Origin of the sequence: Agrobacterium sp. a22-2, from assembly GCF_012276985.1 — a bacterium.
In the GTDB taxonomy this organism is placed as follows: Bacteria; Pseudomonadota; Alphaproteobacteria; order Rhizobiales; family Rhizobiaceae; genus Allorhizobium.
This window is the reverse complement of sequence record NZ_JAAXMM010000003.1, coordinates 209,344-235,778: the sequence shown is the minus strand read 5'-3', so window position 1 is coordinate 235,778 and position 26,435 is coordinate 209,344. Positions and strand designations below refer to the sequence as shown.

22 protein-coding genes are annotated in these 26,435 nt (G+C 63.0%); 16 read left to right on the top strand and 6 right to left on the bottom strand.

The annotated features are described in order from the left end of the window. Positions 1-7 precede the first annotated feature (7 nt). The 3 genes from HFC70_RS06570 to HFC70_RS06560 are packed head-to-tail and all read left to right on the top strand — an operon-like array spanning position 8 to position 3,323. A complete protein-coding gene (locus HFC70_RS06570) occupies positions 8-1,537 on the top strand; it encodes an amidohydrolase family protein (protein ID WP_168472418.1) in 1,530 nt (509 codons plus the stop codon). A 6-nt stretch (positions 1,538-1,543) separates the two neighbouring features. Next, on the top strand, positions 1,544-2,896 hold the full coding sequence (locus HFC70_RS06565; protein WP_168472417.1) for a thymidine phosphorylase: 1,353 nt from the start codon (positions 1,544-1,546) through the stop codon (positions 2,894-2,896). Positions 2,897-2,900: 4 nt separating this feature from the next. Beyond that, entirely contained in the window at positions 2,901-3,323 is a 423-nt protein-coding gene (locus tag HFC70_RS06560; protein WP_168472416.1) for a VOC family protein, read from the top strand. A 19-nt stretch (positions 3,324-3,342) separates the two neighbouring features. Here HFC70_RS06560 and HFC70_RS06555 read toward each other — a convergent pair whose 3' ends face one another. After that, a complete protein-coding gene (locus HFC70_RS06555; RefSeq protein WP_168472415.1) occupies positions 3,343-4,644 on the bottom strand; it encodes an amidohydrolase family protein in 1,302 nt (433 codons plus the stop codon). A gap of 229 nt (positions 4,645-4,873) precedes the next feature. Between HFC70_RS06555 and HFC70_RS06550 the strand changes: the two genes are divergently transcribed. Further along, the gene (locus HFC70_RS06550; protein ID WP_168472414.1) at positions 4,874-5,530 is read left to right on the top strand and encodes a TetR family transcriptional regulator C-terminal domain-containing protein; all 657 of its coding nucleotides are present in this window, start codon (positions 4,874-4,876) and stop codon (positions 5,528-5,530) included. Positions 5,531-5,542: 12 nt separating this feature from the next. Here the strand turns inward: HFC70_RS06550 and HFC70_RS06545 are convergent, their stop codons facing one another. After that, positions 5,543-6,451 carry a LysR family transcriptional regulator gene (locus tag HFC70_RS06545; RefSeq protein WP_168472413.1) on the bottom strand — a complete coding sequence of 303 codons (909 nt, stop codon included), beginning with the start codon at positions 6,449-6,451 and terminating at the stop codon, positions 5,543-5,545. Positions 6,452-6,737: 286 nt separating this feature from the next. Here HFC70_RS06545 and HFC70_RS06540 point away from each other — a divergent pair, with 286 nt between their 5' ends. The 8 genes from HFC70_RS06540 (at position 6,738) to HFC70_RS06505 (ending at position 14,804) form a co-directional block, all read left to right on the top strand. Further along, the gene (locus HFC70_RS06540) at positions 6,738-7,538 is read left to right on the top strand and encodes a 5-oxoprolinase subunit PxpA (protein ID WP_168472412.1); all 801 of its coding nucleotides are present in this window, start codon (positions 6,738-6,740) and stop codon (positions 7,536-7,538) included. After that, positions 7,535-7,777, top strand: coding sequence for an acetyl-CoA carboxylase (locus HFC70_RS06535; RefSeq protein ID WP_168472411.1), 243 nt, complete (start codon positions 7,535-7,537; stop codon positions 7,775-7,777). The genes HFC70_RS06540 and HFC70_RS06535 overlap by 4 nt, the downstream gene beginning before the upstream one ends. Continuing rightward, a complete protein-coding gene (locus HFC70_RS06530) occupies positions 7,774-9,159 on the top strand; it encodes an acetyl-CoA carboxylase biotin carboxylase subunit (RefSeq protein WP_168472410.1) in 1,386 nt (461 codons plus the stop codon). The genes HFC70_RS06535 and HFC70_RS06530 overlap by 4 nt, the downstream gene beginning before the upstream one ends. Further along, positions 9,159-10,034, top strand: coding sequence for an allophanate hydrolase subunit 1 (locus tag HFC70_RS06525; protein WP_168472409.1), 876 nt, complete (start codon positions 9,159-9,161; stop codon positions 10,032-10,034). The genes HFC70_RS06530 and HFC70_RS06525 overlap by 1 nt, the downstream gene beginning before the upstream one ends. Continuing rightward, a complete protein-coding gene (locus HFC70_RS06520) occupies positions 10,024-10,995 on the top strand; it encodes a biotin-dependent carboxyltransferase family protein (protein WP_168472408.1) in 972 nt (323 codons plus the stop codon). Before HFC70_RS06525 ends, HFC70_RS06520 begins: the two co-directional genes overlap by 11 nt. Before the next feature lie 38 nt (positions 10,996-11,033). Continuing rightward, positions 11,034-12,107: a TMAO reductase system periplasmic protein TorT gene (gene torT / locus HFC70_RS06515; RefSeq protein WP_168472407.1), complete on the top strand. Its 1,074-nt coding sequence runs from the start codon at positions 11,034-11,036 to the stop codon at positions 12,105-12,107. 154 nt (positions 12,108-12,261) lie between these two features. Next, complete coding sequence (locus HFC70_RS06510) at positions 12,262-13,776, top strand: sugar ABC transporter ATP-binding protein (protein WP_168472406.1); 1,515 nt, start codon at positions 12,262-12,264, stop codon at positions 13,774-13,776. After that, entirely contained in the window at positions 13,773-14,804 is a 1,032-nt protein-coding gene (locus HFC70_RS06505) for an ABC transporter permease (protein ID WP_168472405.1), read from the top strand. The genes HFC70_RS06510 and HFC70_RS06505 overlap by 4 nt, the downstream gene beginning before the upstream one ends. An 83-nt stretch (positions 14,805-14,887) precedes the next feature. On the opposite strand, the gene catE is transcribed toward HFC70_RS06505, so the two are convergent. The 4 genes from catE to HFC70_RS06485 all read right to left on the bottom strand — a co-directional run bounded on the left by catE (position 14,888) and on the right by HFC70_RS06485 (position 21,528). Beyond that, positions 14,888-17,035 (bottom strand): catalase C, encoded by a 2,148-nt coding sequence (gene catE / locus HFC70_RS06500; RefSeq protein WP_168472404.1) that lies wholly within the window; start codon positions 17,033-17,035, stop codon positions 14,888-14,890. Positions 17,036-17,140: 105 nt separating this feature from the next. Beyond that, positions 17,141-18,856 carry a sensor histidine kinase gene (locus HFC70_RS06495; RefSeq protein ID WP_168472403.1) on the bottom strand — a complete coding sequence of 572 codons (1,716 nt, stop codon included), beginning with the start codon at positions 18,854-18,856 and terminating at the stop codon, positions 17,141-17,143. A gap of 150 nt (positions 18,857-19,006) precedes the next feature. After that, positions 19,007-19,870: an SDR family oxidoreductase gene (locus HFC70_RS06490; RefSeq protein ID WP_210259156.1), complete on the bottom strand. Its 864-nt coding sequence runs from the start codon at positions 19,868-19,870 to the stop codon at positions 19,007-19,009. 152 nt (positions 19,871-20,022) lie between these two features. After that, positions 20,023-21,528: an ABC transporter substrate-binding protein gene (locus tag HFC70_RS06485; protein ID WP_168472402.1), complete on the bottom strand. Its 1,506-nt coding sequence runs from the start codon at positions 21,526-21,528 to the stop codon at positions 20,023-20,025. A gap of 403 nt (positions 21,529-21,931) precedes the next feature. Here HFC70_RS06485 and HFC70_RS06480 point away from each other — a divergent pair, with 403 nt between their 5' ends. The 4 genes from HFC70_RS06480 (at position 21,932) to HFC70_RS06465 (ending at position 26,429) form a co-directional block, all read left to right on the top strand. Further along, complete coding sequence (locus HFC70_RS06480; RefSeq protein WP_168472401.1) at positions 21,932-22,711, top strand: GntR family transcriptional regulator; 780 nt, start codon at positions 21,932-21,934, stop codon at positions 22,709-22,711. A gap of 2 nt (positions 22,712-22,713) precedes the next feature. Further along, positions 22,714-24,222 carry an ABC transporter substrate-binding protein gene (locus HFC70_RS06475; RefSeq protein ID WP_168472400.1) on the top strand — a complete coding sequence of 503 codons (1,509 nt, stop codon included), beginning with the start codon at positions 22,714-22,716 and terminating at the stop codon, positions 24,220-24,222. A 417-nt stretch (positions 24,223-24,639) separates the two neighbouring features. After that, entirely contained in the window at positions 24,640-25,569 is a 930-nt protein-coding gene (locus tag HFC70_RS06470) for an ABC transporter permease (protein WP_168472399.1), read from the top strand. Continuing rightward, positions 25,566-26,429: an ABC transporter permease gene (locus HFC70_RS06465; protein WP_168472398.1), complete on the top strand. Its 864-nt coding sequence runs from the start codon at positions 25,566-25,568 to the stop codon at positions 26,427-26,429. The genes HFC70_RS06470 and HFC70_RS06465 overlap by 4 nt, the downstream gene beginning before the upstream one ends. Positions 26,430-26,435 lie beyond the last annotated feature (6 nt).

The following is a 26,435-nucleotide window of genomic DNA, read 5'->3' as shown; positions in this document are numbered from 1 at the left end:
CCACTCGATGACGCTTCTCTTCCGCAACGCCACCATCCTCACCATGGACAAGGCCCATGGCACGACGCCGTTCAGCGGCGACGTTCTCGTTGAGGGCGACAGCATCGCCGCCATCGGCGCCAATCTTGAGGCTCCCGACGGCGCCCGCATCATCGACGCGACGGGCCGGCTGCTGATGCCGGGCCTCGTCAATGCGCATATGCATTCCTCGGAGACCTTCTTCAAAGGCCGCTACCAGAACATGCCGCTGGAAGTGTGGATGCTCTATTCCTATCCGCTTCTGATGAAAGGACCAATTGCGCCGCGGCTTCTCTACCTGCGCAGCCTGATCACGGCGATGGAATCGCTCAAGGCTGGCGTCACCACCATGATCGACGATTTCTTCGATCCGCCGGGTTTCGACTTCGATCGCCTGAAACTGGTGTTCGATGCCTATGACGCCTCCGGTATCCGGGCCAATGTCTCGCACTGCGTGATCGACAAGCATGTGTTCGACACCATGCCTTACTTGCGCGACCTGATCCCCGCCGACCTGCAGGCGCAGATCGCCGGCCCCACCATTACGCCCGACGATTACATCGCCTATTGCCGCGAGGTGTTTGCAAGCCAGCACGGCCGGTCCGGCCGGCTCGGCTTCATGGTGTCGGCATCCGCTCCGCAGCGCTGCTCGGTCGCGATGATGCAGGCCTGCCTGGCGCTGGCCCAGGACAAGGGCGTGCCCTACCACACGCATGTTCTGGAGACGAAGACCCAGGCCGTGACGGGTCCGGAATTCTACGGCAAGAGCCTGATCGGCTACATGCGCGACATCGGCATGCTGACGCCCAATACCACCATTGCCCATTCGATCTGGGTCAGCGACGAGGACATGGCGCTGATGGGCGAGGCCGATTGCTCGATTGCCCACAATGTCATTTCCAACCTCAAGCTCGGCTCCGGCATAGCGCCGATCCGCCGCCTGCTCGATGCCGGCGTGCATGTCGGGCTCGGCACCGACGGCATGAGCAGCAACGATACGGCGCGCATCTTCGACGTGATGCGCTTTGCCGGCCTGGTCCATGATATCGCCGGTCCGGACACCGATCGCTGGATGACGGCAGCCGAGGTGTTGCGCTCTGCCACGATCGAGGGTGCGCGCACCGCTCTCCTGGACAAAGTGACCGGCTCGCTGGAAGTGGGCAAGCGCGCCGACCTGGTGATGATCGATCTTTCCGGTTACGACTACATGCCAATGAACCGGCTCGACCACCATCTCGTCTATTGCGAGAACGGCTCCAACATCCGCATGGTCGTCGCCAATGGCGCTGTTGTCGTGGAGGACAGCAGGCTGACGACGGTCGATGAGGCGGCAGTTTTCGCCGAGTTGCGCGAACTGCTGCCGGCCTATATGGCCGAGCATGCGGAACTCGAAAAGCTCAATGCCCGCTTCGATCCCTATATGCGCGAGATGCATCGCCGCGCCACCATCCAGGATATCGGCATTCATCGCTACCAGGGCGACCTGCCGCTCTGGCCCGGCCGCAACAGCGCGGGCTGAGGGCGCATGGAACCGGTTTTCCTGCCCGCACAATTCATCCGCACCAAACGCAATCGTCAGAGCCTGGCGCCGACCGATATCCGCCGCTTTGTCGAAGGCATCGGCCGGGGAGACGTTTCGGAAGGCCAGATCGCCGCCTTTGCCATGGCGGCCTTCCTGAACGGCATGGCGCCGGAGGAAACCGCCGCGCTGACCCTTGCCATGCGCGACAGCGGCGAGGTGGTCGACTGGACCGGCACGGGCATCGACCCCGCCACCATCATCGACAAGCATTCGAGCGGCGGCACCGGTGACGAGAAAGTCAGCCTGATCCTCGCCCCGCTGGTCGCCGCCTGCGGTGTGCATATGCCGATGATTTCGGCGCGTGGACTGGGCCATACCGGTGGCGAGGTCGACCTGATGGAGGCCATTCCCGGCTGCGACATCGCCCCGCCGACGGCTGTGTTCCGCGATGCAGTCACGAAAGCAGGGGCGGCCATCATCGGCCCGACGCCGACACTGGCGCCTGCCGATGCGGCGATCTATTACGTGCGCGACGTGACCGCGACGGTCGAGTCCGTGCCGCTGATCACCTCCTCGATCCTGTCGAAAAAGCTCGCGGCCGGCATTTCCGGCCTGGTCATGAGCGTCAACTATGGCTCCGGCGCCTTCATGCCGCGCACGGCCGAGGCCGAGGAACTGGCAAACAGCCTCGTTTCCGTCGCCCGGCGGGCCGGCCTTCCCATGGTGACGCTGATCGTCGACATGGACGAGGTGATGGGCGACGCCATCGGCAGCAGGCTGCAGGTCAGGGAGGCCATCGACTTTCTGGGCGGGCGCCACCAGGATCCGCGCATGCGCCAGTTGGTGTTTTCCCTGTCGGCGGAAATACTTGTGATGGCGAGGCTTGCCGCTTCAACGCAGGACGCCCTGGATACACTTGAGGCGCGTCTGTCCGACGGCTCGGCCCTCGACCGCTTCCGCCGCATGGTGGCAGCCCTTGGCGGACCCGGCGATATCACCGCCGATCCCGATCACCATCTTGAAACGGTACCCGTCATCCTGGCCGTGCCGGCGCCATCGGGCGGCTTCGTGCAGACAGTCGATGCCTTTGCGGTCGGTCTGGCCATGGTCGCGCTCGGCGCCGGTCGCAAGCTGCCGACCGACCAGATCGACAACGGCGTCGGCCTGACCGGCATGGTGCATGTCGGCGATACCGTTATCCCCGGCGCAGCCCTATGCCACCTGCATCTCCGATCCGAGGCGCAGTTCGAGGCCGCAGCTCAGGCGATCATCGCCGCCGTCACCATCGGCCCAGACCCCGTGCCACGCCGTCCCGTCGTCATGGGCCGCATCTCAACCTTTGACCTAGAGACCTGAACCCATGGCCTTTGCCCAGGAACACGCCATCACCGACATCTGCGTTCTCGTCAAGGATACGCAACGCTCCGTCGATTTCTATGTCGGCAAGCTCGGCTTCGAACTCAATCGCCGGGCGGAGGGTTTTGCCGAATTCAACGGCGCCGGGCTGACGCTTGCCTGCTGGGAGATCGATCACCTGAGCGACCATACCGGTGTGTCCCGGACCACCGCAGAGGGGCCGCACAAGGTCTGCATCGCCGTGCGTCTGCCCTCGGCTGAGGCGGTCGACGAGGCCTACGCGGAACTCGACGGCAAAGGCGTGCCGTTCTACCGGCCGCCGGCCGATTATGTCTGGAATGCCCGCTGCGCCTATTTCATCGGCCCGGACGACGAACTCTGGGAAATCTACGCTTGGAATGACGGTGGCTCGAAGGGCAATTTCTGAGCCGCCGCCATTTCGCTAGTTACAGAGCGGTAGCCTCCACCGGCGCATAGCGCCAGGGATCAACCGATGCCGGCCGTCCGGGAATGTCGAGCGTGGCGGTACGCGGCGCGGTCTCGGCAATGACCTTGCCCCGCCGCACCACGGCCAGCCGGTTGGCCCTCAGCCTGACGGCTTCGATGGCGTCGCGCGCCTCCAGGAGAACGAAATCGGCATTGCAGCCCGGCGCGATGCCATAGCCTTCCAGCCCGAAGACCTTCGCCGGATTGTCGGTAATCGCCCGGAAACAGGCCTTCACCGCATCGCGGCTGGTCATATGGCCGGTATGCACCGCCATATGCGCCACATCCAGCATGTCGGCATTGCCGAAGGAATACCAGGGATCCATCGTCGAATCCTGGCCGAAGGCGACATTGACGCCAAGCGCCATCAGTTCCGGCACACGCATCATGCCGCGTCGCTTGGGATAGGTGTCGTGGCGTCCCTGCAGCACGATATTGGCCAGCGGATTGGGCACGCAGTGGATCTCCGCCTCGGCGATCAACGGCAGCAGCTTGGAGGCGTAATAATTATCCATCGAATGCATCGAGGTCAGGTGCGATCCGGCCACCCGGCCCTTGAGGCCGAGGCGCTGCGTTTCATAACACAGCGTCTCGATATGGCGCGACAGCGGATCGTCGGTTTCGTCGCAATGCAGATCGACCATCAGGCCGCGCTCTGCGGCAATCTCGCACAGCGCTTTTACCGAGAGCCGTCCATCTTCCATGGTGCGCTCGAAATGCGGGATACCGCCGACCACGTCGACGCCCATATCGAGGGCGCGCTGCAGATTGGCGGCCGAGGTGGCGGAGCGGAAATAGCCGTCCTGCGGAAACGCCACCAGCTGCAGGTCGAGATAGTCCTTGACGAGGTCCTTGACCTCCAGCAGCGCTTCGACGCCAACCAGCCTGTCGTCGCAGACATCGACATGGCTGCGCACGGCCAGCAGCCCCTGCGCCACGGCGAGGTCGCAATATTTTAGCGCCCGGGCAATCACCGCCTCCTTGGTCAGCAACGGCTTCAACTCGCCCCAGAGCTGGATACCCTCCAGCAGCGTTCCCGACCTGTTGAGGCGCGGCGTGCCGAGCGACAGGGTGGCATCCATATGAAAATGAATGTCGATGAAGGGTGCCGTGACCAGCTTGCCGCCGGCATCGATGACCCGGCCGGCAGTGGTACTGATATTGCGCTCGACGGCGGCGATCCTGCCGCCTTGCACGGCGATATCGACGCCCATGCGGTCGTCGGCGAGATTGGCATTCCGGATAATGAGATCGAATGTCATAGCAGTGCTCCGAATCGTCGAACCATGTCTCCTCCCCGGGTGCCAGGGCTTCAGATGCCGGCTTGCCGCTGGCCGGGAGACTAGAATCAATCTGACCAATTCGTCAATTTACAACCCATGAAATCACTGGCAAAAAGACAATTCCTGCCGCAATTGCCTGTTGATCGGACGGCCGATACGCCGACAGTCGTGCGGAACCCAGATCCTTCGACAAAGACGAGGTGGCGACATGACAAAAGGGGCGGCCAAACAGGACGAGAAGATCCGGGCGCGCAACATCCGCCTGATCCTGAAAGCCGCAACGGACGTCTTCTCGCGCAAGGGTTACGACGGCACCCGCATTGCGGAAATTGCCGAAGGCGCCGGCCTGCCGAAGGCCAATATCTATTATTATTTCTCCTCGAAGGAGGAGATCTATTCGGCGATCATCGCCCGGCTGATCGCCGGCTGGGACGATGCGCTCGCCAATATCCGCGCCGACCGCGAGCCGGCCGAGGCGTTTCGCGCCTATATCCGCGCCAAGCTCGACTATACCCGCCGGCATCCCGTCGAATCCCGGCTCTTCGCCAGCGAGATCATCCAGGGCGCGCGGTTCCTGAAGACGAAGGACCGCAGCCATATGCAGCAGGCGACGGACAGGCACGTAGCCGTGGTCGAACAATGGATTGCCGAGGGACGCATGGCGCCGGTAGACCCCCGCCATCTTTTCATCATGCTGTGGTCGGCAACCCAGTTCTACGGCGACTTCGAGCCGCTGGCCTGCGATGCGCTCGGTCGGGCCAAGCTGAAGGGCTCCGATTATGACGCGGCCACCGAAACCATCACCCGAACGCTCCTGAGCGGCATCCTGATCAGCGGCCAGCCCCCAGAGACACCTTCGGCTTAACACAGACCCATGTCAGCGGTGAGCACCCGGCAGGTGAAACGCCTGCTGGAAATAGGAGCGGAAGGCGATCATCGCCGGCGACAACTCGATATTCTTGCGCCATGCCAGACCGACATCCATGGCCGGAACAGGATCCTTGACATTGATCGTCTCGATCCGGCGCCCCTCCAGCGACCAGGGGCGGTGCACCATATCGGACAGGATCGCCACGCCTATGCCGTTTGCCACCATGGATCGCACCGCTTCGACCGAGGATGTGCGCAGGATGACCTTGGGCTGGTACAGCGTGCCGCTCCAGTATTTCAGCGAGGAATGCGCCGCCTCGTCGACGGTCAGCATGATATAGGGCTCCTCCGAAATCTCCTTGAGCCCGACGACGTCGCGCTGCAGCAACCGATGCTGGGCCGGAACCCAGAGCCGCCGGGCGGAGCTTAGCAGTTTTTCGGTCATCAGCGCCGGATTGAGGATGTTGGACGTCAGCAGCACGGACATGTCGTAGCGGTTGGTCAGCAACCCTTCCTCGATGGACTCCCGGTTCTGTTCGAACAGCTGGATATCCAGTTTCGGAAAGAGCCGCCGCAATCGTTCGATATGAAGCGGCAAGAAATAGCCGATCACGGTGTATGTCGCGGCCACCGTCAAGGTTCCTTCGATCTCGCTGGAGACGAAGTTGAGGTGGGTCGCCTCGTCGACTTTCTTTAAAATCTCGTAGGCATGCGACAGGAACTGTCGTCCGGCCTCCGTCAGGTCCATGCCCTGCGGCGTGCGCAGGAACAGGCTGACGCCGACGATCTGTTCCAGTTCCTTGATGGCCGTGGTGATCGCCGACTGGGAAATCGACAGGTTGACGGCCGCCAGCGAGATCTGCCCCAGTTCCGCGGTGGCGACGAAATAGCGAAGTTGCCTGAGGCTAATCGACATACGTGCATTCTCCGTTTGCAATCATTGCGTCCCCAACCTCTGAAAAACAGATATGGCGATCATTCGTTAGGCATGAATATGCTCAATTGCGCGCCGCCTTCCGCTAACTCAATGATATTCTACCCGAATATCCAGTGCGGCCGACGAATGGCTAATTCTGATTATCAGATACTGAATATGCAAAAAAAGAATTTTTCAAAAGATATTTTTCTTCCTAACGTCGTTTTGTCAGAAAAACATGCAAGCCTGCTTGTGCTTAAAATGTGGGCAACAAGGGAAGATCATTTTGCTCGAGGTAGTGGATATCAATTGCGATCTGGGGGAAGCGTTCGGCCGCTGGCATGTCGGTGACACCGATGACATGTCTTTGATGGGACTGATCAGCTCGGCCAATATTGCTACCGGCTTTCATGCCGGCGACCCGAACCTGATGGATCAGACCGTGCGTCTGGCGGCAGAACATGGTGTCGAGGTGGGGGCGCATCCCGGATACAACGATCTCCAGGGCTTCGGGCGCCGCAAGATTGGCGGCACCGCGAAGGAACTGGTCAACGATATCGTCTACCAGGTCGGCGCACTGCGCGAATTCGCCCGCCGCCACGGCGTGCGCCTGCAGCATGTGAAGCCGCATGGCGCGCTCTACATGGAGATGGCGGTCAACCCGGAACTGGCGCAGATCTTCGTTCAATATATGCGCACTGCCGCGCCCGACACCTACGTGTTCTGCATGGGCGGCTCGGCCACCCATATCGCCGCGCTGGAAAGCGGCCAGCCGGCCATCCGCGAATTCTACGCCGACCGGGATTATGACGACAGCGGCTCGATCGTCTTTACCCGCGACGCCGGCCGCCCGGATCCCGCGGCCATCGCCCGCAAGGTCGTGCGGGCCTGCAAGGAGGGCAAGGTGCGCACCGTCAGCGGCAACGACATCGCGATCGAATTCGAATCCATCTGCTTCCATTCCGACACGCTCGGCGCGCTCGATATCGTGCGCCAGATGCGCGACGCCCTGACGGCCGAGGGCATCCGGATTGCGCCGGTATCGGAAATCAACAGCCATAAAAACACGCGCGGAGAACAGCAATGAGCAAGCTCGAAATCAGATCGCCCCTACCGGGCACCTTCTACCGGGCCTCGTCGCCGGATGTGCCGCCCTTCAAGGCGGATGGGGAAGCGGTCGCGGTCGGCGACGTCATCGGCCTGATCGAGGTGATGAAGACCTTCCAGGAGATCCCGGCCGATATCGCCGGCAAGGCGATTACCTTCCGGGTCGAGAACGAGGAACCCGTCATGGCCGGCCAGGTGATTGCCGAGGTCGAGGCATGACCATCCGCTCCGTCCTCGTGGCCAATCGCGGCGAGATCGCGGTCCGGATCGTCCGGGCGGCCAAGGCGCTCGGCATCCGCACCGTGCAGGTGCACAGCGCCGCCGACGCCGACATGCTGGCCGTCCGGCTTGCCGACGAGGCCGTCGACATCGGCTCTCCCGCTCCAAAGAAATCCTATCTCAACATCGAAGCGGTGGTAGCCGCCGCCAAAGCCGCCGGCGTCGATGCCGTGCATCCCGGCTACGGCTTCCTGTCGGAAAACGGCGATTTCGCCGACGCGGTGGCGGCGGCCGGCATGGTGTTCATCGGCCCGAGCGGCGACGCCATCCGGTTGCTCGGCGACAAGGTTGCCGCCCGCCAGGTCGCGGAGAAAGCCGGCGTGCCGACGGTGCCGGGCAGCGACGGCCGCATCGACGATCTTGATGCCGCCCGGGCGCTCACCATCCGCATCGGCTTTCCAGTGATGATCAAGGCGGCTGCCGGTGGCGGCGGGCGCGGTATCCGCATCGTCCAGACCGTCTCCGAGCTGGAAACCCAGTTTCCGCAGGCTTCGGCCGAGGCCGCGGCTGCCTTCGGCGATGGCGGGCTCTATATCGAGAAGGTCATCACCAAGGCGCGTCATGTCGAGGTGCAGATCTTTGGCGACGGCGAGAATTTCGTGCATTTCTTCGAGCGCGAATGCTCGCTTCAGCGTCGCCGCCAGAAGGTCTGGGAAGAGGCGCCCGCCTTCCTTTTGCCGGCACCGATCCGCGAGGCCCTGTGCGACAGCGCGGTGGCGCTCGCCCGCTCGGTCAACTATCGCGGCGCCGGCACCGTCGAATATCTTTACGACGAGGACACCCAGGAATTCTACTTCATTGAGGTCAACACCCGCATCCAGGTCGAGCATCCGGTCACCGAAATGATCACCGGCGTCGATCTGGTGCAGGAAATGTTCAAGGTCGCCGGCGGCGCGCTGCTGTCGGTCACCCAGGATCAGATCACGGTCCGCGGCCACGCGATCGAATGCCGCATCAATGCCGAGGATCCCGCCCGCGGCTTCATGCCGGCGCCGGGTCGGATCGAAACGCTGGTGGTGCCGCAGGGCGAGGGCATCCGCTTCGATACGATGCTCTACGAAGGCTACACCATCCCGCCCTTCTACGATTCCCTGCTCGGCAAACTGATCGTCTGGGCCGAAGACCGCGACGCCTGCCTCGCAAAGCTGAAGTCGGCGCTCGAGGGCCTGCAGGTGGTCGGCGTGCCGACGACGATCCCGCTGCACCTGGCGCTGGCAAGCGACCCCAATGTCCGGCGCGGCGATTATCACACGCGGTTCCTTGAAACCTGGCTTGAAACGCAATTCGCGCCGCCCGGCGCCCAGAAAGCGGAGGTTGCCTGATGCAGACCCGGTATTCATTCGGCGGTGACGAGCACCTGTTCGTCGAGTGCAGCGATGAAATGTCGCTCGAAGCCTTCTTCAAGAGCCTGTCGATGGCCAATGGCGTGCGCGACAGCGGCATGAAGGGCGTCACGGAGATCTGCCCGGCCAACGCCTCGTTCCAGATCAAGTTCAATCCCGACATCATCCATCCCGACGATATCCTGAAGGAAGTCCGGGCGATTGAAGGAGCGGCGGAGAAGGCCGAGCCGGTGATCGAGACCCGCATCGTCGAGATCCCGGTATTCTACAACGATCCCTGGACCCATGAGACGCTGATGCGCTTTCGCGAGCGCCACCAGGACCCGACCGGCACCGATCTCGATTATGCCGCACGCATCAACGACTTTTCCTCGGTCGACGATTTCGTCGCTGCCCATTCGGGCTCGCCGTGGTTCGTGTCGATGGTCGGCTTCGTTGCCGGCCTGCCGTTCATGTACCAGATGGTCGAGCGCCAGCGGCAGATCGAGGTGCCGAAATATCTCAGGCCCCGCACCGATACACCGCGGCTCACCGTCGGCCATGGCGGCTGCTTCGGCTGCATCTATTCGGTGCGCGGCGCCGGCGGCTACCAGATGTTCGGCATCACGCCAATGCCGATCTTCGATCCGACCCAGACCACCAGCTATCTCCGCGACTTCATGGTGTTCTTTCGCCCCGGTGACATCGTCAAGTTCAAGCCGATCGGCCGCGATGCCTATGACCAGGCGGTAGAGGAGGTCGACAAGGGCACGTTTGCCCCGCCGATCCGCGAGGTGCGCTTCGACTTGAGGGAATTCCAGAAGGACATCGACGGCACAAACGCCAAGCTGGAGGGCATGCTCAATGGCCATTAAAGTTCTGCATCACGGACTGTCGACCACCGTCCAGGATCTCGGACGGCCCGGCTATTTCCATCTCGGCATCCCGGTCGGCGGCGCCATGGACCGCCTGGCGCTGCGCGCCGCCAACCTTCTGGTCGGCAATGATGAGGGCGCTGCCGGCCTCGAGGCGGTGTTCATGGGTCCGAAGCTCGAGTTCACCGCGGACGCGCTGGTGGCCGTCACCGGCGCCGACATGCCGGCCAAGGTCGACGGCACCGTGCAGCCGGGCTGGACCGCCTTCAAGGTCAAGGTCGGCCAAGTGCTGACCTTCGACTTCCTGAAGTCAGGCGCCCGCATCTATATCGCCGTCTCCGGCGGCATAGACGTACCGTTGGCGCTCGGCAGCCGCTCGACCTATCCGATCGGTGCGCTCGGCGGTTTCAAGGGCCGGCCGATCGCCATCGGCGACGAATTGCCGGTCGGCATCGGCAGCCTTGCCACCGAGGGGCGCACTGTAGCGGCAGAATTCCGCCGCGGGCCCGGCAAGCCGGCCGAATTGCGGGTGCTGCCCGGTCTCTACTGGGACCGGCTGACCGACGAGGCCAAGGACAATTTCTTTGCCGACGAGTGGAAGGTGGCGCCGGAGGCCGACCGCATGGGCTACCGCTTCCGCGGCGGCCGCAAGCTCACCTTCGTCGATCGAAAGCAGCCCTTCGGTGCCGGCTCCGACCCGTCCAACATCGTCGACAGCTGCTACCCCTATGGCTCGATACAGGTTCCGGGAGGAACGGAGCCGATCATCCTGCACCGCGATGCGGTGTCCGGCGGCGGCTATTTCATGCTTGGCACGGTGATCTCCGCCGACATGGACCTGATCGGACAGCTTCAACCGCACATGCCGGCCCGCTTCATCAAGGTGACGATGGAACAGGCGCTGGCCGCCCGAAAGGAACGGGCCAGCCTTCTGGACGGCCTCAGGGCCTCTTTCAACTGACAACCGGAACGACCACGCAAAAACAAGAGGGAACGAACATGAAGACTGTCCTGAAATACGCACTCGCCACCACGGCGCTCGCCCTGTCGCTCAACGCCTCGGCCCGCGCGGAAAACTGGTATCCCTATCCGGCCCAGGCGATCGAGCCGCCGTTTGCCGCTGACGGCAAGTCCGTCGATGTCCAGTACACGCCGGTCGAAAAGGCTGAAAAGCCCTGGAACATCTGCGTCTCCTTCCCGCATATGAAGGACGCCTACTGGCTCGGCGTCAACTATGGGGTCGTCGAGCAGGCCAAGGACGCCGGCGTCAAGCTGAACCTCGTCGAGGCCGGCGGCTATACCGAGCTTGCCAAGCAGATCAGCCAGATCGAGGACTGCGTCGCCGGCGGCGCCCAGGCTGTGGTCATTGGTGCCATCTCGTTCGACGGCCTCAACAATCTCGTCACCGAGATCACCAAGAAGGGCATCCCGGTCATCGACGTCATCAACGGCATTTCCTCGCCGGATGTCACCGCCAAGTCGCTGGTGTCGTTCTACACTATGGGCCAGGAAACCGGCGCCTATCTCGCCAAGAAGCATCCGGCAGGCAGCGAGCCGGTCAAGGTCGGCTGGTTCCCGGGTCCGGCCGGAGCCGGCTGGGTGGAAGCCGCCAACAAGGGCTTCCTCGACGCCGTCAAGGGTTCGGCCGTTGAGGTTCTCGACCCGAAATTCGGCGATACCGGCAAGGAAGCCCAGCTGAAGCTGGTCGAGGACGTGCTGCAGGCCGAGCCTGACGTGCGCTATATCGCCGGCACGGCGGTCACGGCCGAAGCCGCCCAAGGCCTGATCCGCGAACGCGGCCTCAAGGGCAAGGTCGACCTGCTCGCCTTCTACATGACGCCCGGCGTCTATGAAGGCATCAAGCGCGGCTTCATCCTGGCAGCACCCGCCGACTCGGTCGTCATCCAGGGCCGTGTCGCCGTCGATCAGGCGATCCGTGCGCTGGAAGGCAAGGAACTGGTCAAGCATGTCGGCCCGAAGATCTTCGTCGTCGATCCGTCGAACATCGCCACCGTGTCGCAGACCAATATCCTGCCGCCCGAAGGCTTCAAGCCGGTGTTCTCGGTCAACTGATCTTATCCAAGGCTACCCCGGAACGGCGCATGATCTTCGAACCGTGGCCCGCCCACGTCCAGGAGATCATGCGCCGGACCAATCTTTAAAGACCAAAGGCCCGGCGCGACAGCGCCGGGACGGGTCGCAGTTTTCATCGCAGAGGATCATCCGGATGCAGCATCCACGACCGCTGGTGGCGATGAGCAGGATCACCAAGCAGTTTCCCGGCGTCACCGCCCTCGACAGCGTCGATTTCACGCTCCTTTCGGGCGAGGTGCATGTGCTGTTCGGCGAGAATGGCGCGGGCAAGTCGACCCTCATCTCTATCCTGTCCGGCGTCTACCCACAGACATCCGGCACGCTCGAAGTCGATGGCGAAACGGTGGCCTTCTCCTCGGTACGCGACGCCAAGGCCCACGGCATTGCCGCCGTGTTCCAGGAATTCTCGCTGGTGCCGACGCTAAGCGTCGCCGAAAATATCTTTCTCGGCTCCGAGCCGATGTGGGGACCCTTCGTCGACCGCAAGGCGATGGTCCGCGAGGCGCGGAAGCTGTTTGCCGAGCTGGACTTCCCGATGGACGTGCGCGCCAAAGTGGTGTCGCTGTCGCGGGCCGAGCAGCAGATGGTCGAGATCGCCAAGGCGATCCATTCGCGCGCCAAGATCCTCATTCTCGACGAGCCGACCGCATCGCTCACCGAACGCGAGACCGAAGCGCTGTTTCGCATCGTGCGCGAGGCCAAGGCGCAAGGGGTGGGCATCGTCTACATCTCCCACCGCATCCAGGAATTTTCCGCAATCGCCAACCGCATCACCGTGCTGCGCGACGGCAAGCTGATCGGCACCGTCGGCGTTCATGAGCTCTCCCATTCCGGCCTGGTCGAGATGATGACCGGGCGGGCCATCGACGAGATCTATCCGCAGATCGCCCGCAAACCCGATGGTCCGGTGGTCCTGTCGATCCGCGGCCTGAAAGCCTGGGGCGTCGATGGTGTCGATATCGACGTGCGGGCTGGCGAAGTGCTGGGGGTCGCCGGACTGGTCGGCAGCGGCAAGTCGCGCTCCTGGCGGGCAGCCCTCGGCATCATCCCGATGAAAGCGGGCCAGGTGACGCTGAAGGGCAAGGACGTCAGCGGCAAGCCCACCCGCCGCTTCGTGCATGACGGCGTCTTCTATCTCCCACCCGACCGCAAGAGCGAAGGCCTGATGCTCGGCGCCACCACACGACAAAACATCCATCTCGGGTTGCTCAACCGCGACGACGTGTCCGGCGTGATGGGCGGCCTGTCGCAGCGCAAGCTGCGCACACTGTCAGACGGCATCGCCCGCAAGGTGGATCTCACCGATGCCTATATGGGCCGCACGATCTCCAACCTTTCCGGGGGCAACCAGCAGAAGGCGCTGTTCGGCCGCGGCTTCGGCCACGACTACGATCTCTACATTTTCGACGAACCGACGGTCGGCGTCGACATGGGCACCCGCGCCGCCCTCTACCGTCTCATCAAGGACATCGCCGAGGCCGGCAAGGCCGTCGTCGTCATCTCCTCCGACCTGCCGGAGGTGATGAACCTCGCCCACCGGCTGATCGTGTTTTCGGCTGGAACGATCTCCGCCGAACTGTCGGGCGATGCCATCGACGAGCAGGTCATCCTCAAGTCCTTCTTCTCCCATGAAAGGCAAACCGCATGACCATCGACGCTCCGGCCGCGACCGAGGCCAGATCTTCCTTTTCGCCGCTGTCGGCAGCGCGCACCCTGTTCGTCCGGGTGGGTGTGCTGCCATTCTTCCTGGTCATCGCGCTGATCATCTTCACGGTCGCCTCCAGCCAGTTCCTGACGCTGCAGAACATCACCAATGTGGCGCGCCAGTCGGTCTATCTGATCCTGGTGTCGCTCGGGCAGATGCTGGTGCTGATCACCGGCGGTTTCGACCTGTCGGTCGGCACGGCGATCGCCATCACCTCGGTGGTATCGGCCAGCACCATGGTGGCGATGGCCGGCTTCTTCCCCGATGCCGTCTGGCTCGCGATCTCGATCGGCCTTGCCGCCGGCTTCGGGGCGGCTCTGTTGATGGGGCTGCTGAACGGCATCGGCATTGCCGGCTTCAGCGTCTCGCCCTTCATCATGACGCTCGGCGTGCAGTCGGTTGGTGCCGGCATCGGCCTGTTCATCACCGGCGGAGTGCCGGTTGGCAATCTGCCCTATGAATTCTCCGATCTCTTCGGTTTTGGCCGCATCCTCGGCGTGCCGGTGCCGGTGCTGATCGCCGTCGTCGCCATAGTCGTCATGTGGGTATTGATGAACCGTACGCGCACAGGTGCGCAGATCTATGCGATCGGCGGCAATATCAAGGCGGCCCATCTGTCCGGCATCAATACCAAGCGCACCCTGTTCATCGCCTATATCCTCTGCGCGCTTCTGGCATCGCTGGCTGGTATCCTGCTCACCGCCCGGGTGGAAAGCGGCGAGACCAATCTCGGCGGCACGATCGCGCTGGAATCGATCGCTGCCTGCGTGATTGCCGGCGTCTCTCTGCGCGGCGGCATCGGCCGGGTGGAAAGCGTCGTGCTCGGCGCCTTCTTCATCGTGCTGGTCCAGAACGGCATGAACCTGATGCAGATCGGGTCCTACATGCAGATGGTGCTGCTCGGCAGCCTGCTGGTGCTGGCCGTGGTCATCGACCAGCTGCGCTACAAGATGCTCGTCGGCAACCGCTAGGTCGGCGGTCGCCAAGGGCGTGGCATAGAAAAGGCCCCTCAAGCGAAATGCCTGAGGGGCCTCATTTTTAGATCGAAAGCCGTCTATTTGACCGGTGTCGATGCCTTGCCGGCCTTGACCGAGGGCTCGCGACCCCAGACGCGCAGCTTGCCGAGTTCCTTGACGAAAGCCGCCAGCCCCTCCTGCCCCGGCAACTCGATCACGCCTTCATCCATGGAATCGGCAATGCCTGCCCGTTCCAGAAGCGGCAGAGCCTCCGGCCCATAGCCGATGAACTTGCAGTGCTGGAAGGCATCCGCCACGAAATCGCGCGCCGTCGCTTCCTGGACGAGGTCGTCGATGGCAGCAGTCGAGGCAAGCACCACAACGGCATCGTAGAGAACGGACGGTCCGCCATCGATCATCTGATGGGCCTCGACCCATGATTTGTCGGAGGCCGTCACGCCGCCGACCTTCGGGGCGATCAGTTCGAAATCCGCCTTTTCCTTGGTGACTGCCGTGATCAGGCCCTTGAGAACCTTGGCATCCACACCATCGGTGATGAGAATACCGAGCTTGCGGCCCTCGAAGCGCTCAGGCCCGTTCTCGACGATGCTGAGCGCCGGCGAAGGCTCCAGATCCTGCCTCGTCGGCATGGCCGCATCCGCGGGCTTCGGCATGGACTGGAAGCCAAGCTTCTGGCCGACGGTTGTCGCCAGAGTGTCATCGATATTGAACAGATGCGACACCATGCGCTCGCGAATGGCCGGCGTCTGGACCTTGCTCAGCTCAAACGTCAGGGCCGCTGCGATATGGCGCTTCTCGGCCGGCGTCTGGCTGATATAGAACTGACGCGCCTGACTGTAATGGTCGGCGAAGCTTTCCGGACGCAGCCGCGCCTTGGTGCCCTGCTCCTCGGCCTCGAAATGTCGAAAACCGCGGGTCGGGGATTCGCGCGGACCTTCGCCGAACGAGTTCGGTTGGTAGTTCACCCGGCCCACCGGATTGCGCATCGCCATGTGGCCATCCTGCTGGAAATGCGCGAAGGGACACTTCGGCGCATTGATCGGCAGATGGGTAAAGTTTGGGCCGCCGAGACGCTTCAGCTGGGTGTCGAGATAGGAAAAGTTGCGGCCCTGCAGCAGCGGATCGTTGCTGAAATCGATGCCCGGCGGCACGTTCTGCGTCATGAAGGCGACCTGCTCGGTCTCGGCAAAGAAATTGTCCGGCATGCGGTCGAGAACAAGCCGACCGATCGGCTGGGGCGGCAGGATTTCCTCCGGAATGATCTTCGTCGGATCCAGCACGTCGAAATCGAAGCTGTCGGCAAAGGCCTGGTCGAACAGCTGAACCTGCAGTTCCCATTCGGGGAAGTTGCCGGACTGGATCGCCTGCCACAGGTCGCGCCGATGAAAGTCCGGATCGGCGCCATTGATCTTGACCGCTTCGTTCCAGGCCACCGATTGCAGGCCCAGCTTTGGCTTCCAGTGGAACTTCACGAATGTCGATTCGTCCTTGGCATTGACAAGGCGGAAGGTATGCACGCCAAAACCTTCCATGAAGCGGAACGAACGCGGAATGGTGCGATCCGACATGATCCACATGACCATGTTCATGCTTTCAGGCGTCAGACTGATGAAATCCCAGAAATTGTCATGGGCGGTCTGCGCCTGCGGAAAGGCCCGGTCCGGCTCCTGCTTGGCGGCGTGGATGAGGTCGGGGAACTTGATGGCATCCTGGATGAAGAACACCGGGATATTGTTGCCAACCAGGTCCCAGTTACCTTCCTGTGTATAGATCTTGACCGCGAAGCCGCGCACATCGCGTGCCAGATCGGCGGAACCCTTGTTTCCGGCCACCGTCGAGAAGCGCACGAAGGCCGGCGTCTTCTCGCCCGGGCGCTGGAACAGGTCGGCCTTGGTGTAGGCGGCCAGTGATTCATAGGTTTCGAAGTAACCATGCGCACCGTAACCGCGGGCATGAACGACACGCTCGGGAATGCGCTCGTGGTCGAAGTGGAAGATCTTTTCCCGGAAGTGGAAGTCATCGACCACCAGCGGACCTCGCGGGCCGACCCGCAGCGAATTCTGATCGTCGGCAACCGGACCGCCTTGCGCGGTGGTCAGCACGGGCATGTCGCCGTCTGCAATCTGGTGCAATTCGCCACCAGCACCCCGCTGTAGCTTCTGATCATGGATGGTGGCAGTCGCGGTCTTTGCAGACGCGGACTTGGCAGGAGTCGTCTTGGCCATTGAAATGCTCCGGGCACATGAGGGATGACCCCTCTCGAACCGTGGCCGCCCGCTTTTGTTCCCGGCGTTGACGCTATCCAATCGATGAAGAGAGCTCACGTCCGCTTATGCCGGCAGGGCCGCGCCCGTATCCGGAGCCTTTCGAGCGTCGCAGCTGACGACCTTCGACAGGGAGGTGACGATCCCACAAGTGACCCCTTGCGGCGGATATGCCATATCGACCCTCGCCTGCAGCTCCTGCGCCACAACCTTCTCGATCATGGTCGAACCGAAGCCGGTGCGCGTCGGCGGGATGACGGCAGGGCCATCGCTTTCGACCCAGGAGAACCGGAAGCGAGGCTCGTCCAGCGCTTCGACCTGCCAGTCGATGGTGACGCGGCCGTCGGGGCTGGTGAGCGCGCCGTATTTGGCGGCATTGGTGCAGAGTTCGTGCAATGCCATGGCCAGAGCCAGGGCAGCACGCGCATGGATATCCAGCGGTTCGCCCTCGACGACAAAACGCGAAGGATCCGAATCGAAGGGAGCAATGGCCCGTGCAACGACGCTTTCCAGAGGTGCCGACTGCCAGCCGTCCTTCATCAGCAGGTTATGCGCCTCGGCGATCGCGGACAGCCGTTGCGAAAATACGGCGAGCGCCTCGCCCGAGCCTTCCACGCGGCGAAAGGTCTGCCGGGCGATCGCCTGGATGGTGGCGAGCAGGTTCTTTACCCGATGATCCAGTTCGCCCACCAGCAATTCACGCTGCTGCTCGTGACGCCGCCGCTCGGCTCTTGTCTTGAGAAGCTCGTCCATGAACTCGTCGATGGCAAAGCCCACCATGCCGAGTTCGCCATCCCTTGCCGTCATCCCGGTTCGGGCGCCTTCGTCATTGGCCCTCCAGGCCTCGATCGTCCTGACCAGCCGATTGACGGGCCTGCGGATCAATTGCCGGCTGGTGAGTTCGGCCAGCAGGAAGGCGCTGAGGATGCCAAGCGCTGCGATGGCCAGGCCAAACCGGGTCGTGCGGTTTATCATGGCGTAGGCCGTTTCGGTCGAAATGCCGAGACTGACATAGATGCCGCTCTGGGTGGCCGGATAATAACCGATCACCCGTCGGATGCCGTCCTGGCTCGTCACTTCCAGGGTGCCGGGATAATCCGCATCGACAAGATGGCGAAAGGCCTCGGGAATGATGGTGCCGACAAACCGTTCCGGAAACGGATGCCGCGCCAGGATAACGCCATGGCGATCGGCAATTGTCAGGGCGCTGTTCTGGGCAAAGCTCCTTTCGACCAGCAGCTTGTCCAGCCACTCCAGGCCCAGGGCGCCGGCGACAGCACCGGTTATGTTTCCGGCCTCGTCGCGGATCGGCATCGCCATTGTCAGCGAAGGCTTACTGGTGATCGGATCGATCGCGTAGTCGCCGAGCACGAACGCGCCCCTCACCATGGCCTCCTGGATATCTCGGCGCCCCGCCAGGGACGTTCCGAGGCCCTCCGACAGTCGCCGGCAGCGTATGGTTCCCTGTCGGTCGACGGCCGATAGCCCGGAAAACTGCGGCAAGCCGTCACTGACGCGCTCGACGTAAGGGTTACAGTTTTCGGTATCGAAGCGCTGAACCGCCGGAACGGCCGCGACGGCCACCAGAACGTTCTCCAACCCGCTGATGACCCGCTGCATTTCCAAGGACGCCAGCTGGCCAAGCCTCAGAGCCTCCGCGTGCAGTTCCCGCTCGCGTGCCTGCCGTCCGGCAAAGACGTTGTAAAACAGGATGATGGCGGCAGGCGCCAACGCCACAGCTGTTATGAAAAACAACCGTCTTGATAGCTTCACCCGGGTCATGGCATCCCTCGCTCAGGCTTGGCAACCTTGCATCGTTTTGCCGGCTCGGCAACCCCCTTCCACAATGGGAAAGCAAGACGCCAGGTTTTTGATCCGGCGGCGTCCCGGGGGCTGCGCGCCAGATATCGGACCGCCTGACAGCCGTTATCGTCAGATCATGATTTCGCCGCCGGTGACGGGAATCACGGCGCCGGTCATGTAGCTGCCGAGATCGGACGCCAGCAAGACATAGGCGCCGGCCAGTTCGGCCGGCTGTCCGGCGCGGCCGAGAAGCGCCTGCTTACCGAAGGATTGGGTCTTTTCGGGCGGCATTGTCGAGGGAATAAGCGGCGTCCAGATCGGCCCCGGCGCAACGGCGTTCACGCGAATTCCCTGTTCCGCGACCATTTCGGCGAGACCAGCAGTGAAGTTCGAAACCGCGCCTTTCGTCGCGGCATAGGCAAGCAGGTGAGCTGACGGCTGGCGTGACTGGATCGATGTGGTGTTGATGATGGAACTGCCCGGCCTCATATGCGGCGCAGCTGCTTTGGCCAGGAAAAACGGGGCATAGATATTGGTTTTGAAGGTGATGTCCCATTCTTCGGCCGTGATGTCGGTGATCGCGGCATAGGTACGCTGGAAGGCCGCATTGTTGACCAGAATGTCGAGGCGCCCGAACATGTCGAGCGCCTGTCGCACGAGTTGGCCGCAATGCTGCTCGCTCGTGATGTCCCCGGCAAGCAGCATCGACCTGCGGCCGGCTTCGCTGACCCACCGGGCGGTCTCCTTGGCGTCTTCGTGCTCGTTGAGATAGGAAATCACCACGTCGGCGCCTTCCCGCGCGAAGGCAATCGCGACGGCCCGCCCGATGCCGGAATCGGCCCCAGTAATCAACGCCACCCGGTCCTGCAGCAATCCATTGCCCCTATAGGTCTTTTCCCCGTGATCGGGCGGCGGGTCCATCAATGCGGTATGGCCGGGAGGGGACTGCTGCTGCCGGGGCTGTGGTGGAAAGGGGTGATGAGCGTCGGTCATTGGAGTTCTCCTTTGGATCCCCCCTCAAACTCAGATCATCGCCGTGAAGTTCCCCGGCACCAAACGGAACGGGCGCATGACGGATCCATCGCACGCCCGTTTTCCATCACGATGCCCTCAGCCAGTTGGGCGCTGCTATGCGGTTGCCGTCCCTATTCCTTCCACTTGATACGGTTCAGGAAAATGCTCTCGTTGGGGGTCGGCGTGAACTCGACCGGTTCTGCCGCGCCATAGACGACAGCGGCCTGATAGAGCGGAATGATCAGGTTTTCGGCATTGACCTTTTCATGCACGCTCTTGTAGGCGGAGAGCCGCTCGTCTTGCCTCAGCGAGGTGCGGGCCTTGTCGAGCGCCGCCTCGATTTCGGGATCCTTGATGCTTGACCAGCCGCTGGAGGAATGCAGTAGCGGATAGAGAATACCGTCGGCATCCTGGCAGCCGCAGCTCCAGCGGCTGAACGCCATTTGCGGAATGGCCGAGGGGCCGCTCTGCATCTGCTTTAGCCAATTGCCCATGTCGGTCATCTCGATCTCGACCTTGAGGCCGGCGTCCTTCAGCATCTGCTGCAGTGCCTGCACCACCCGCTGGTCGTAGACCGGCGAGGTCAGGAGCTTGATTTCCTGCGTCGCCGGCGCACCCGCCTCGGCGATCAGTGCCTTGGCCTTGTCGAGATCGAAGCCGGCGGCCTTGATGCCGTCTACCCAGCCGAAATGGGCCGGCGAGGCGAGTTCCGGCACGACCTTTTCGCCGGTTGCCAGAACGCCGTCGACGATCGCCTGCTTGTCGATCGCCTGGGCGATGGCCAGGCGCACCTTCGGGTCGTTGAGTGGCGGCCTGGTGACGTTCATGCCGAGATAGGCGACGCGCTCGGTATTGCCGACCAGCGCCTTGCCCTTGCCCGAGGCCTCGATCTGCGCGACCAGGTCGCCGTTCAGCTGGGTCACGAGATCGCTGGCGCCGGCCTGCAGGTTGGCAACGCGGGTCGCGGCGTCCGGCACGGCGCGGAAGGCGACCGTCGGGAAAACGCCCTTGTCGCCCCAATAGTTGTCGTTGCGGGTCAGCGTCACCTCGACGCCGCGGGTCCATTTCTCGAACTTGTAGGGACCGCTGCCAAGCGGATTGAGGTTGAACTCGTCCTTCCCCAGCTTTTCGACGATGTGCTTGGGCACGATCGACAGTTTCACCAGCTGGGCGAACAACGGCGGATACGGACCCTTGGTGGTCAGCGTCACCGTCGTAGCGTCATCGGCCACCGCGTCGATGATCTGGTTGAACTGGCCGAGCTGCGGGCTGGCGAAGGCCGGGTCGGTGATGCGCTTGACAGAAAAGGCGACATCGGCCGCCGTCAGCGGCTGGCCGTCATGGAACGTGACGCCTTCGCGGATCTTGAAGCGGATCTGGGTGTCGGACACATACTCCCAGGAGGTGGCGATCTGCGGCACGATCTGGCCCGCATCGTCGCGGGTCACCAGATTGTCGAAGACATTGCGGTAGACGTTGTAGCTGTCCGGGTTCCACTGGACATGCGGGTCGAGCGAGGTCGGCTCGGAGGGGATATCGACGACGAAGAGCTCCTTCGAGGCGAAGGCGCCGGCCGGCATGAGGGCCGTGCCCGCGGCCAGCAGAAAGGCGGATAGAATGAGGCTGTGCGGTCGCATGTGCTGTTCCTAACCTTTTGAAATTTTTTATGGTCAACGGCATTTTTATAATGACGTCAGATCCGCGCCGCGGCGGCCGACGTTTGGGCCGGGTACCATAAGCATCCGGCAATCTGCTTGAACTGACATCTCAATTCATTATTTTGAGCGTCTAGTTATTATTGTTGACATCTTAAAATGACCGATGCAATCATATTTTTGACGGTTGGGGCTGCGAATTTCCACGAGGCGCCTGCCAGGACATTGAACAGCCAGGGCGACCGACCTCCTCAGGCAGGGGAAAAGGCCGCGCGACGACAGGTTCTGATGGGAAGCTCGGGGCGAATCCGGCTAGGAAAGGCGTATCGCAGGCATTCCGGACGCGGATGCCACACCATGGACCTGAGATCGCAGAAGATGAGACATGCTCGATAACGACGCCTATTCCTCGCCCACCCCGACCGCCGGCAAGGGCATGACCGCCGAACGGGCGCTGCGCAGCGCCATCGTGCATGGTGTTCTTAAACCGGGCGAGCGGCTGTCCGAGGCGGCGCTGTGCAGCGAATTCGCCATCGGCCGGGGTGCCGTGCGGGCGGCGCTCGCCAGGCTCCAGGCGAGCGGCTTCGTCTCCGCCTCGCCACGCAGCGGCTGGCAGGTGACGCCGATTTCAGCCGCCGAGATCCGCGAAGTGGTGATTGCCCGGCGCCGATTGGAGCCGCTGCTGGCCCGCGTGCCGCTCAGCGAAAGCGACCGCGCGCAGCTGCTGCGACTGGCCGACATGTACGGCGCGATCGCCTCGCGACCGGAACAATCCTCCGAACTGCTGGCGACGCTGCGCCGCACCGAACGCGACTTGCTGGCGCTGCTCGCCGCGCGGCTCAACATGCCGACGCTCACCGGCTGGCTGGCCGACCTCTGGGATCGCTCAGCCCGGCTGGTGTTCTTCTTCGAGACTCGCAGCCCGGCAAGGCTGAAGGCACCGAACCGCCCCTTGCTGGCCGAACGGCTTGTGGAAGGCAATCTCGATGCAGCCGAATCGCTGCTATCGGGTGCCATCGGCGAACTTGAAGCCTATCTCGCCGCCCGTTTCCTCGAATCCGAGGCGACGCTCGGCGACACCACGGCCCGGCGGCCCGCACAGGCGCAAAAACCCGGTAAATCCAAGCAGAAGACACGCAATCTCGACAGGACAAGGACGATCTGATCATGGCCCGCATAAGACGAAGTGCTGCAGCATTCCTCATGGCTCTCGGGCTTGGAGCCGCCTCCCTCACGGCCCTGCCCGCGATCGCCAAGGACGCCTTCGTCGTCGACCTCGTCAACGAGCCCTCTTCGCTCGATCCGCACAAGCAGTGGAACCCCGACAGCTATTACGTCTATCGCAACATCTTCGACAATCTGGTCACCCGCGACAATGCCGGCACCATCGGGCCGGAACTCGCAACCAAGTGGGAATACACGTCCGACACGGAAGTGGTCTTCACCATCCGCGATGACGTCACCTTCCATGACGGTACGAAGCTGACGGCGGAAGATGTCGCCTTCTCGGTCAACCGCATCATCAATCCGGCCTTCAAGAGCCCGCAACTTGGCCAGTTCAACAAGATCCTGTCGGCTGAGGCCACCGGCCCGACCGAAGTCACCCTGAAGACCGACGGTCCCTATCCGGTGCTGTTGGCCCAACTGGTCAAGCTGTCGGTCGTACCCAAGCACGTGGTCGAGACGGTCGGCGACGATGCCTTCAACGCCGCACCCGTGGGCTCCGGCCCCTATAAGTTCGTCAGCTGGACGCGCGGCTCGGCCGTGGCGCTGGCCCGCAACGACGCCTATTGGGGCACCAAGGGTCCGTTCGCCACCGCCGACTTCCGCGCCGTGCCGGATGCCGCCACCCGCGTCGCCGACCTGCAATCGGCCAATGCCGATCTCGTCGTCACCATCGATGCCGACCAGGCGGCCCAGATCAAGGTTTCCGCCGGCGCGCAGGTGCTGACCACGCTGACCGAGCGCATCGGCTACCTCAAGCTCAACCCGGCCCGCGCGCCCTTCGACAATATCAAGGTGCGCCAGGCCGTGGCCCATGCCATCGACCGTCAGCTGATCGTTGAAGGCCTGCTCGGCGGCTATGACAAGCCGGCAAGCCAGATGGCCAGCGCCAGCTATTTCGGCTTCGTCGAAGGCCTGGAAAACCTTCCCTACGATCCGGAAAAATCCAAGGCGCTGATCGCCGAGACCGGCGCGGGCAACGCAACGCTTGCCTTCGCCACATCGCCGGTCTTCGACCAGCGCATCGTCCAGGCCCTGGCCCAGATGCTGACCGATGTCGGCTTCAAGGTCGAAATCGAACTGACCGACATGGCCGCCTACCTGAAGCGTGTGCAGAGCGAGCCGGCCCAGCAGCCGCACATGGCTTTCGGCCGCTGGTCCTGCGCCTGCCAGGGTGTCGACGGTGTGCTGTTTTCGCTGCTGCATTCCTCTAGCTCCTGGTCGTCGGTACGCAGCGCCGAGATCGACAAGCTCTTGGAAGCCGCCCGCAACACGCTGGACGCCAGCGAACGCATGAAGGCCTATACCGAGGTCGCCAAGTTCGTGGCGACCGACGTGCCGATGCTGCCGCTTTACGAAGCCGCCGTGCTCTATGGCGGCTCCGACAAGCTGGTGTGGCAGCCCACCGCCAATGAAAGCATGTTCCTTAACCGGATGACCTGGAAGGACTGACGAACTGCAATTTCCGTCATGCTGGACTTGAGTGCGAGGTTGAGCCCTTTCCCCATTGTCGGATGGGGTATGGCGCGTGAGATCAAGGCCCTCTCTGGCCTGCCGGCCATATCCCCCACAAGGGGGGAGAAAACTCGCGGACACCGCTCGCCTTTTCCACAGAGGCTGCGGCTGGGTTAAGCCCTCCCCTTGTGGGGAGGGGTTGGGGAGAGGTCTTTTTCATATGCGTTAGCCCTCCCTTTGCAATGGAGATGCCTGTGCTTCGATGTAATCGAAGGAAGGCAGGGGGTGGGTGAACCACAGGCAAATCGCCAAATATCGTCTACCACGGCTGGAACACCCTCCCCGCCAGCCAGCTAAACCACTGAAGGCGGCTTCCGGGCCGCCTCGAAATCCCTTCATTACGGAACGCGCATCGTGTCATCCTTTTTCATTCAGCGGGTATGTCAGGCCATCATCGCCATCTTCGGCGTGATGACGCTGATCTTCTTCCTGCAGCGGCTGGCGGGCGATCCGACGCTGCTGCTGGTGCCGCAGAATGCGACGCAGGCGGATATCGATGCGCTGCGCGTGGCGCTCGGCTTCGACCGGCCGCTGCTGGTGCAATATCTGGAATTCATCTGGAACCTCGTGCGCTTCGATCTCGGCCGCAGCTATGTGCAGAACGTTCCGGTCGGCGAACTGATCTGGAGCCGCCTGCCCTATACGCTGATGCTGGCCGGCGGCGCGCTCACCGTGGCCTTCGGCTTCGGCATCCCGATCGGCATCACGCTGGCCATCCGGCGCGGCAGGCCCGTGGCCAAGCTGCTCACCGGACTGGTTCTGGCCGGCCAGTCCATGCCGACCTTCTGGAGCGCCATCCTGATGATCATGGTGTTCGGCGTCTGGCTCGGCTGGGCGCCGCCATCGGGGGCGCGGGAGGCAGCCAGCATCGTCATGCCGTCGATCGCGCTTGGCCTCTTGTCCATGGCGACCTTTGCCCGCGTCGCACGGACTGCGGTGCTGGACGAGCTTGAAAAGGACTACATCCGCACCGGCCACGCCAAGGGCCTGCCTATGGCCCGCATCGTCACGCGCCACCTCCTGCGTAACGCCTCCATTCCTGTCGTCACGGTCGCGGCTCTGGAAATCGCCAACCTTCTGGCCGGCGCCGTCATCGTCGAGACCGTCTTCGCCTGGCCGGGCCTCGGCCAGCTCACCATGCAGGCAATCACCGCGCGGGATTTCCTTGTGGTCCAGGGCGTCGTGCTGATGGGCGCCACGACAGCCATCTGTCTCAATCTGACGGCCGACCTGCTCTACAGCCTGATCGATCCGCGAATCCGCGTCGGAGGCGCCAGCCAATGAGCCAGCCGATCGCCGCCAAGCCCAGGGCCGTTTCGAAACGGACCATCCCCTGGAACGTCATCCCCTTCGCCGCCATCGTCGCCACCATGGTGCTGCTGGCGCTGGCCGCACCGCTGGTCGCGCCGGTCGATCCCGACACGCAGAACCTGTTGGCGCGGTTGAAGGCGCCGGGCACGGTTTCGCGCGGCATCACCTATCTGCTGGGTTCCGACGAACTTGGGCGCGATGTGCTGTCGAGGCTGATCCATGGCGCCAGGGTGTCGCTGCTGGTGGCGTTCTCCTCCGTCATCCTGTCCGGCATTGTCGGCAGCGCGCTCGGTATGGTCGCCGCCTTCTATCGCGGCTGGATCGAGGTGCTGATCATGCGGCTCGTCGATATCGTGCTGTCGGTGCCGGCCATCCTGTTTGCCATCATCACCGTTGCCGTGCTCGGTCCCGGCCTCGTCAATGTCGTCATCGTGCTGGCGCTGACCCGCTGGCCACGCTACGCCCGCGTCGCCTATGGCCAGACGCTGTCGGTGGCCAACATGCCCTATGTCCGGCTTGCCCGCTTCATGGGCGCCGGCTGGCCGCGCCTGCTCGGCCGCCACATCCTGCCCAACATAGCCGGCTCGCTGGTCGTCGTCGCCACGCTCGAATTCGGGCTGATGGTGCTATTCGAGGCCGGCCTTTCCTTCCTCGGGCTCGGCGTGCAGCCGCCCATGGCCAGCTGGGGGGCGATGCTGTCTACCGGCCGCAACTATGTCGCCACCGCCTGGTGGATCGCGACCTTTCCCGGACTGGCGCTGTTCCTGCTGGTCCTGTCCATCAACCTCATCGGCGATTACGTGCGTGACCGCCTCGATCCGAAAGCAAGGTAGTTCTAG